The organism is Arthrobacter sp. 2YAF22_2 (genome assembly GCF_052114645.1).
GTDB lineage: Bacteria > Actinomycetota > Actinomycetes > Actinomycetales > Micrococcaceae > Arthrobacter.
On sequence record NZ_JBFRFD010000235.1, the window covers coordinates 1 to 5,526 of the forward strand.

Here is a 5,526-nt window from a genome sequence, read left to right on the forward strand (position 1 = left end):
GGCGGCGTTGAACACGGCCGGGAAGGTGCTCCCCTGCCGTGCCGCTTCCTTGGCGAGGCCGACGGCGGGGAAGGCCCGGGTGTCCAGCGGTTCGAAGGTCCAGCTGGTCGCCTTGGTCCAGTCGCAGGGCTTGGCGGCGCCGGCCACCCGGTCCGGCCAGCCGAGGCCGAGCGCGATCGGCAGGCGCATGTCCGGCGGCGAGGCCTGGGCAATGGTGGATCCGTCCACGTACTGGACCATGGAGTGCACCACCGACTGCGGGTGGACCACCACGTCGATGCGGTCCAGCGGGATATCGAAAAGCAGGTGGGCCTCGATGACTTCCAGGCCCTTGTTGACCAGGCTCGCGGAGTTGGTCGTGACCATCAGGCCCATGTCCCAGGTGGGGTGCGCCAAGGCCTCACGGGGCGTGACGTTGTGCAGCTGCTCCCGGGTCCTTCCGCGGAACGGTCCCCCGGACGCGGTCAGCACAAGCCGGTCCACCTCCGCGGGGGTGCCGGAGCGCAGGCACTGGGCGATTGCGGAGTGCTCCGAGTCGACCGGGACGATCTGGCCCTCGCGGGCGGCCGCCTTGACCAGGGCACCGCCCACGATCAGGGACTCCTTGTTCGCCAGCGCCAGCGTGGCGCCGGACTTCAGCGCGGCCAGGGTGGGGGCGAGTCCGATCGAGCCGGTAATGCCGTTGAGCACCACGTCCGCCGGCATTTCCGCGATCCGGGTGGAGGCGTCCGGTCCGGCGATGATCTCCGGCCGGTAGCCTGCGACGCCGGCGGCGCGGGCGGCGTCGTCGATCAGCTGTTGCAGTGCCGCTGGGTCCCCGCCGGCGATGCCGACGGCACGGGCACGGGTGTGCACGGCCTGCCGGGCGAGGACCTCAAGGTTGCCGCCGCCGGCGCTGAGGGCCACGATCTCGAAAAGGTGCGGGGCGCCGTCGACGACGTCGATGGCCTGGGTCCCGATTGAACCGGTGGATCCGAGAAGGACGATTGTGCGCGGCTGCATGCTTCCAGTATCCCGCACCTCGTTCCGGCGTCGCATTTCGGTGCGCCGTTGCTCCCCGGGTGCGCTGATGGCCGCACGTTGACGGGACGGGCCGCAAGCGTAACGTGGGGATCGTGGAGTGGACGGCCTGGTTTGATGCGCCGGAGTACGAGTTCGCCCGGCAGGTGTTGCAGCGCGGCGTCGCCGTCCTCTACTTGGTAGCGTTCCTGTCCTCGCTCAACCAGTTTCCGGCCCTCCTCGGCGAGCGCGGCCTGTTGCCCGTCCCGCAGTTTCTGGCGCGTTCCAGCCGGCTGCGCAGGCCCACGCTGTTCAGCTGGCGGTACTCGGACCGTTTGCTGCGCACGGTGTGCTGGGGCGGGATGCTGCTGGCCGGCGCGCTCGTCCTGGGCCTTCCGCAGCTCGGCCCGCCGTGGGTTCCCCTGCTGGTCTTCCTGGCGCTGTGGCTGCTGTACATGTCGATCGTGAATGTGGGCCAAACGTTCTACGGCTTCGGCTGGGAGATGCTGCTGCTCGAGGCCGGGTTTACCGTGGCGTTTCTGGGCTCCGAGCAGACTCCCCCGCCCCGGACCATCCTGATCCTGCTGGCGTGGCTGGTGTTCCGGCTGGAGTTCGGTGCGGGCATGATCAAGATTCGGGGCGGCCGGGAGTGGCGCGACTTGACCGCCCTGTACTACCACCACGAGACCCAGCCGATGCCCGGGCCGCTCAGCCGGCAGGCGCATCTGCTGCCCAAGGCGTGGCACCGGCTGGAGGTCCTGGGCAATCACTTCGCCCAACTGGTGGTCCCGTTCTTCCTCTTTGCCCCGCAACCGCTGGCCGGCGCGGCAGCGGGGATCATCATCTTCACCCAGCTCTGGCTGGTGGCGAGCGGCAACTTCGCGTGGCTGAACTGGATGGCGATCCTGCTAGCCTTCGCCGCGGTCAGCGACCCGGTGGCGCACGCGGTGTTCCCGGCGATCCCGCCCGACTGGCACCCGGTGTCCGCGGGCACGGCCGCCGCGGGCTCTCCCGCCGGCGCAGGCAGCCAGACGCCGGTCGCCTGGCTGGTGGTGGTCTTCCTGGCCACCGTCCTGCTGCTGGTACTCAGCTACCGCCCGGCCGCGAACCTGTTCTCGCAGTATCAGTTGATGAATGCCGCCTTCAACCGTTGGCAGCTTGTGAACGCCTACGGTGCCTTCGGCACGGTCACGAAGCAACGCGTCGAAATAGTGGTGGAGGGAACGCTTGACGCGGAGCCCGACGACGCCGCGGACTGGCAGGAATACGGCTTCCGCGGCAAGCCCGGCGATGTCCACCGCATCCCGCGCCAGTGGGCGCCGTACCACCTGCGCCTCGACTGGCTGATGTGGTTCCTGCCGCTACGCACCGTCCATGAGCTGTGGTTCTACGCATTCCTGGAAAAGCTGCTGGTGGCCGACCGGCCCACCCTGCGCCTGCTGCGGCATGATCCGTTCGACGGCGCCCGGCCCCGCTGGGTGCGTGCCCGCAGCTATCTCTACCGCTTTGCCACCCGGGCGGAGTTCCGCGCCACCGGCCAGCGCTGGATCCGGATGCTGCTGCACGACTCCATTCCGCCGCTGTCCCTGCCGCCGGAAGACTGAGGCTTCCACGCCTTGCCGCCAGGGCGGCCGCCTGGCCCGGCTCACCGGAGCTAGGTTGCCCGGAGGCTGTACCGGTGCTCCGGCCGCCCCGTGCTGCCGTAACGGAGGTTGACGTCGACGGAGCCGTCCTCCACGAGGGCGGAGAGGTACCGTTGCGCGGTTGCCCGGGAGATGCCTACAGTTGCGGAAACGTCGACGGCGGTCAGCGCCCCGGGGGTCTGTCCCAGGGCGGCGAGGACGGCGGTCTCGGTCACGGACCGGGCTTTGGCCGTCTGTGAGTCCGAGGTGTGAAGTTGGCGCAGGGCGCGTTCGAGCAGGTCCTGGTCGAGGGCCGTCCCGGAGCCGAGAAGCCGGGTGTACCGCGAATAGCCTCGCAGCAGGTCGGCGAGCTGCTTCTCAGAGAAGGGTTTGATCAGGTAACCGAGGGCGCCCCTCCGCATGGCTTTGCGTACCGAGACCGCGTCCGATGCTGCGCTGAGAACGAAAGCATCCACGTCCACGCCGCGCAGGACGTCCAGTCCGCTACTGTCCGGAAGATAGACATCGATCAGGACCAGATCCGGACGGTAGGTCTGGATGGCCTCCAGGGCCGCTCCCCCCGTCCCCACCGGTTCAAGCGCGGTGAACCCCGGCGCGGCGTTCACATAGTCGGCGTGGAGCCGAGCGACGCGGAAGTCGTCGTCGACGATCAGAACCCGCAGGTCATCCCTCATCGTGTTCCTTTCGTCCGTTCGGATTGAGCACCTGTGGCAGCCGGGCGCAGAAGACCGCTCCCGGTCCGCCGGGACGGCCGGTCGAAATTACCCACACGTCCCCGCCCCTGCTTCTGGCAATCTGACGGCACAACGCCAGTCCCAGCCCCTCACCCTGGCCGATTTGCGCCTGGTTTGCCGGCCCGGCGTCCCCGGGGAAAGTCGAATAGCCTTCGGTGAAGGGCGCCTCGACCTCCCGGGTTTGCAACCCGTCGCCGGAGTCAGCCACGGTGATGAAGAGTGTCCCGGCTTCACTGAGCAGTTCAACTTCCACCCAGCGGTCAACGCAGACGCCCCGGACAGCCGCGGCAACGGCGTTGTCAATGAGGTTTCCGAGGACTGTGGTGACGTTTTGCGGATCGGACACCGAGCCGCTGATCAAGGTTGATTCCCCCAGTCGCAGGGGCACCCCCATCTCGGCGGCACGGAGGCCTTTCGCGCCGATGAACGCCTGCAGGTAGGTGTCCTCCAATTTACCGCTGAAGTCCACCGGGTACTTCAGCGGCCCGGATTTCAGGGTTTCCTGCAGGTACGTGGCTGCTTCGCCCGGCCGTCCTATGGTCAGCAGTCCGGACACGGCGTGCAGGCGGTTGGCGAATTCGTGCCGTTGGGCCCGCAGCGCGGTGGACAGTGCGCCGACGGCGTCCAGTTGGCGGCTGAGCGCCTCTACGTCCGTTCGGTCCCGGACCATGAGGACCCAGCCGAGTTCCCGCCGGCCGCGCACCACCTTCCGGGCTGTCATGATCAGCACTGATTCGTTCACCATCATCTGGACGCTTTGCTCGCCGTCGGCGTTCCCGGACTCCAGGAGGGCCAATACCCGGGGCGGGAGTCCGAGTTCGTCCAGGCTGCGCCCGGCGGTCTCTTCCAGCCCCAGGARCCGGCGGGCCTTGTCGTTGCAGACCGTAACGTGCCCGTCTTCGGCTATCCCGATGACGCCTTCGGCGACGCCGTAGAGCACCACCGCCTGGTCCTGCACCAATTCGCCGATTTCGGCTGGTTCCAGACCCAGGGTGTGGGTCCGGAGCCTTCGACTCAACAGCGTTGTCCCGGCAGCGCCCAGGGCGAGCGCAATCGAAGCGACTCCGAGGATGGGAAGAATGGCGGTCTGCAGGCCGGTCAGTACGTCACGGGTGGAGAATCCGACGCTTGCCTCGCCCACGATGGTTCGGCCGTCGGTGGACCAGACCGGAACCTTGGACCGGACCGATGGTCCGAGTGTTCCGACCTCCTGGACGGTGATTTCCTGACCGGAAAGGGCCGCATCCGGGCTGGTGCTGACTGGCCGGCCCAGTTCGGCGGGGTTGGGGTGGGACCAGCGCATGCCGTCCCGGTCTGTGACCACGACGAACAAGGCATCGGTGCGGTCTCGGAGGCTTTCGGCCAGTTGCTGGACCGGGCCCATGCGCAGCGCTGAACTGGCCGGAGTGGCTTCAGCGACCGCACCGGCCCCCAGCTCCCTGCGGACCGTGTCTTCCACCGCGAGGCTCTGGGCGACGGCGAGGGATTTGGACCCAATCTCCGCACTGAGTCGCTGGTAGGACAACCACCCGTAGACGCCGGCGGTAAGGATGACCACCACCACCACGACTGTCAGCTGCAGGACGAGCATTTTGGTCGAAAAGGCCAGTCCAGACGGCCGGGCTGCCCGGCGGTCTCCTATCTCGGGGACAACAGTGTCCGCTGCTTCCACACTTCCTCATTCACTTCTTCCACGCGGGCCTCGCTGGCCAGCCCCCACGTTAGAGGCATTGCAGTTCCGGCACCAGCGGACCGCTGAGCACAATGCGCAAAAGGGGCACAACGGGTTGATTGGGGCTAATGGCCTAAAGCGCGACGCGGCAAATTTTCCCCCGTACGGTCTTGTGAGGCAGCCCACAGGGACGACTTCCGGTCCCCGGTGCGGCAGCAATGCAAAGTGACGAAGGAGACACCATGCCAGGCAATACGGCGCCCCTGATTGAACTGCGGGCGGCAACGAAAAGATTTCCCAAGAACGGTGGAGGGATCCACACGGCCATCCGGGACGTGAACCTCTCCGTCGCCCCAGGCGAGTTCGTCGCCGTCGTCGGCCCCACCGGCTGCGGCAAGTCGACCACGCTGTCGCTGATCTCGGGCCTGCAACCTGCGTCGCAGGGAGAGACCTATGTCCGGGGGGAACTGGTCACGGG

5 protein-coding genes are annotated in these 5,526 nt (G+C 67.7%); 2 read left to right on the forward strand and 3 right to left on the reverse strand.

Features of this window, described 5'->3' with window-relative positions; genetic code table 11:
* Window positions 1–1,002: 1-deoxy-D-xylulose-5-phosphate reductoisomerase (dxr, locus tag AB4Y86_RS10905; protein ID WP_441402253.1), on the reverse strand; the 1,002-nt coding region annotated here is incomplete at its 3' end.
* Window positions 1,003–1,115: 113 nt separating this feature from the next.
* Between dxr and AB4Y86_RS10910 the strand changes: the two genes are divergently transcribed.
* Window positions 1,116–2,603, forward strand: a complete 1,488-nt coding sequence (locus AB4Y86_RS10910) for a lipase maturation factor family protein (RefSeq protein WP_441402254.1) — start codon at window positions 1,116–1,118, stop codon at window positions 2,601–2,603.
* A 50-nt stretch (window positions 2,604–2,653) separates the two neighbouring features.
* Here AB4Y86_RS10910 and AB4Y86_RS10915 read toward each other — a convergent pair whose 3' ends face one another.
* Together AB4Y86_RS10915 and AB4Y86_RS10920 are read right to left on the reverse strand one after the other, a co-directional pair.
* Window positions 2,654–3,316 (reverse strand): response regulator, encoded by a 663-nt coding sequence (locus tag AB4Y86_RS10915; RefSeq protein ID WP_441402255.1) that lies wholly within the window; start codon window positions 3,314–3,316, stop codon window positions 2,654–2,656.
* A complete protein-coding gene (locus AB4Y86_RS10920) occupies window positions 3,306–5,048 on the reverse strand; it encodes a sensor histidine kinase (RefSeq protein ID WP_441402256.1) in 1,743 nt (580 codons plus the stop codon). Before AB4Y86_RS10920 ends, AB4Y86_RS10915 begins: the two co-directional genes overlap by 11 nt.
* A 242-nt stretch (window positions 5,049–5,290) precedes the next feature.
* Between AB4Y86_RS10920 and AB4Y86_RS10925 the strand changes: the two genes are divergently transcribed.
* Window positions 5,291–5,526 (forward strand): ATP-binding cassette domain-containing protein (locus tag AB4Y86_RS10925; RefSeq protein WP_441402257.1); only part of this gene is annotated, 236 nt, incomplete at its 3' end.